The organism is Mesorhizobium sp. M7A.F.Ca.MR.148.00.0.0, assembly GCF_003997735.1.
Lineage (GTDB): Bacteria > Pseudomonadota > Alphaproteobacteria > Rhizobiales > Rhizobiaceae > Mesorhizobium.
The window spans coordinates 1-3,154 of sequence record NZ_RZTB01000233.1; the positions used below are offsets into that span (position 1 = coordinate 1).

The following is a 3,154-nucleotide window of genomic DNA, read 5'->3' on the forward strand; positions in this document are numbered from 1 at the left end:
AGACCGTCAGGCTGATCGACCGGCAACGTCCGGACTGGTCGCTGGAACAGGCCTTCTATGCCGACCCGGCGATCTTCGCACTGGAACGGGACTTGTGGTTTCCGCGCCAATGGATGCTTGTCGCCCATTCCAGCGAGGTGCCTGAAAAGGGCCGCTACATCGTGCGCCAGCTGTTCGACGAGGAGATCATCGTCGTGCGCTTCGGCGATGGCGAGGACGACATCGCGGCCTATTACAATGTCTGCACCCATCGCGGCTCGCGGCTCTGCGCCAAAGATGGTCGCGGCAAGCTTCTGGTCTGTCCCTATCATGCCTGGTCGTTCAGGCTGACCGGCGAACTGAAATCACGGCAGGACCTTCCAGCAAGCGTCGACCCGGAAGCGCTGGGACTGCACCGCGTGCCCTGCAAAAGTTTCGGCGGCCTCGTCTTCTGCGGCCTCGATGCCAACTCGTTGCCCGATATCCAGCCTGTCGCGGACGGGCTGACCGCCGGGTTGTGCGAAAACGGCCTCGACCGTGCACGCATCGTCGCACGCAAGAACTATCTGACCAAGGCGAACTGGAAGCTGGTGCTCGAGAACTTTCTCGAATGCTATCACTGCCGGCCGGCTCATCCCGAATATTACCGCGTCAACGGCCATGTCAAAGTGACCGCGACCCGCGATGCCGACAAGGCGGTCGAGTGGCAGAACGAAATCGAGGCCTGGCACAGCGTCATCGGCGATGCCGAGTTCCACAAGGGCGCATGGCAAGCAGGCGACCTCGACACGATGCCGTTTGCCATGCACCGCAAGCCGATCGGCTCCGGCCGTAACACGCTGTCCAATACGGGCGAGGGGCTCTCGTGCCTGATGGGTGGTCGTCACGCCTATGATGGCGGCGAAAGCGGCTTTCGCCTCGGACGCCTGTCGTTTGCAAGTGCTGCCAATGATTATGTCACGCTGTTCCAGATGATACCGCGCAACGCCATGGAAACAGACGTCATCCTGACCTGGCTCGTCGACAAGGATGCCGATAACGACATCGACGCCGATGCGATCAGCTGGATGTGGGACGTCACCACGGTGCAGGACAAGAAGATCACCGAGGACAATGCCGACGGCATTATGTCCCGTGCCTACCGGCCAGGCCCCTACACGCCGCTGGAAAGCCAGACCTCGTTCTTCGTGCAGACCTATCTGTCGGAACTGCGCTCGCTGATCACCGGCACGCGCGGCGCGACCGTCAGCCAGTGGTCCGCGCCGAAGGAACTTTTCGCATCGCCGAAGGCGGCGAGCTGCAACACGCGGCTCTGACCCGTGGCCGAAGATGCCTCTTTGAGGCGTCGCATTCCGATGCCATATGAAGGTGGCCGACGGAATGTTGCGGGAGAGACAGTTTATGACCAAAGGTTCGGACTTGTTCGTCGCGGCCCTTGAGAACGAAGGGGTCGAACGGATTTTCGGCATTCCCGGCGAAGAAAATCTCGATATCGTCGAATCCATCCGCCGCTCCTCGATCCAGCTGATCCTGACCCGCCACGAGCAGGCTGCGGCCTTCATGGCCGCCACCTATGGCAGGCTCACCGGCAAGCCGGGTGTGTGCATCACCACGCTTGGCCCAGGCGCGCTCAATCTTTCGACCGGTTCGGCCTATGCGCTGCTCGGCGCGATGCCGATGATCATGATCACCGGCCAAAAGGGCATCCTGTCATCCCGGCAGGCGCGCTTCCAGATCGTCGACATCGTCGCGGCGATGAAGCCGCTGACCAAGCTGTCGCGCCAGATCGTCTCGCCGAAGATGATCCCCTCGCTGGTGCGCGAAGCTTTCCGTGTCGCCCAGGAAGAACGTCCCGGCCCCGTACATCTGGAACTGCCGGAAGACATTGCGGCGGCCGAGTGTGAGCCGATCGCACTGGTGCCGACGCACCCGGTCGAACTGCCGCTGGCCAGCCCGGGTGCGCTTGATCGCGCCGCCCTTATGATCATGGAAGCCAGGCGCCCGCTGCTGATGTTCGGCGCGGCGGCGTCGCGTCCGCGCGTGACCCCCGATGTCGCGCAGTTCGTGCTGCGGACGCAAATTCCCTATATCACCACGCAGATGGGCAAGGGAACCGTGCCCGGCGGCACGGAGCTCTATATGGGAACGGCAGCCCTTTCGGAGCGCGACTATGTGCATGAGGCCATAGAGCAGGCCGATCTGATCATCACCATCGGTCACGACACGGTGGAGAAGCCGCCCTTCATCATGGGGGCGAAGGGGCCGAAGGTCATTCATGTCGGCTACCATTCAGCCGATGTCGAGCAGGTCTATTTCCCGCAAGCCGAAATCGTTGGCGACCTCGGTCCTTCGCTGGCGCTGTTGGCCGACCGCATCGAGGGCAAGATCCCCAACGCGCAGGTCCTGCTGCCGCTGCGCGAAGGCATTCTGAGCCGGATCGCCGCGCGCGCCACCGAAGATCGCTTCACGCCGCAGCGCATCGTGCACGACGTGCGCGCCGTGATGCCGGCCGACGGGATTCTCGCCCTCGACAACGGCATGTACAAGATCTGGTTTGCGCGCAACTACCGGACGCGCATGGCAAACACGATCCTGCTCGACAATGCGCTGGCCACCATGGGCGCGGGCTTGCCGTCGGCGATGATGGCGGCACTGCTCTATCCGCAGCGCCGTGTCATGGCCATCTGTGGCGATGGCGGGTTCATGATGAACAGCCAGGAACTGGAAACCGCCGTCAGGCTCAAGCTCAACCTGGTCGTCCTGCTGCTCGAGGACCACGCCTACGGCATGATCCGCTGGAAGCAGGCGGTCGATGCGTTCCCGGATTTCGGCATGACTTTCAGCAATCCCGATTTCGTCAAGTATGCCGAGGCCTATGGCGCCAAGGGGACCAGGGTTGCGGAGATCACCGACTTGCGGCCGGTGCTGGAACAGGCCTTCACCGGCGGCGGCGTGCATCTCGTCGTCGTGCCCATCGACTATTCCGAAAACACCAGGGTGCTTGTCGACGAACTGCGCGAGCGGCTGCCAGCGCCGCAGACGCCCTGACGGCAGCGACAAGCCGCCGTCAGGATTGCTTGGGCGGAAGACCCTACACCTTGCAGTAAGGCGTCACCGGCTCGATGGTGCCGAAGTCCTTAGCGATCTCGTAGCCGATGCCGTCGGCCGCCGCCTT

The 3,154-nt window shown here is 62.9% G+C and carries 2 protein-coding genes; both read left to right on the forward strand.

Going from position 1 to position 3,154, the window contains the following annotated elements; translation table 11 throughout:
- Positions 1-1,295 (forward strand): aromatic ring-hydroxylating dioxygenase subunit alpha (locus EOB49_RS33375; protein ID WP_164781907.1); only part of this gene is annotated, 1,295 nt, incomplete at its 5' end.
- 85 nt (positions 1,296-1,380) lie between these two features.
- The gene (locus EOB49_RS33380) at positions 1,381-3,027 is read left to right on the forward strand and encodes an acetolactate synthase large subunit (protein WP_127383457.1); all 1,647 of its coding nucleotides are present in this window, start codon (positions 1,381-1,383) and stop codon (positions 3,025-3,027) included.
- Positions 3,028-3,154: the final 127 nt, after the last annotated feature.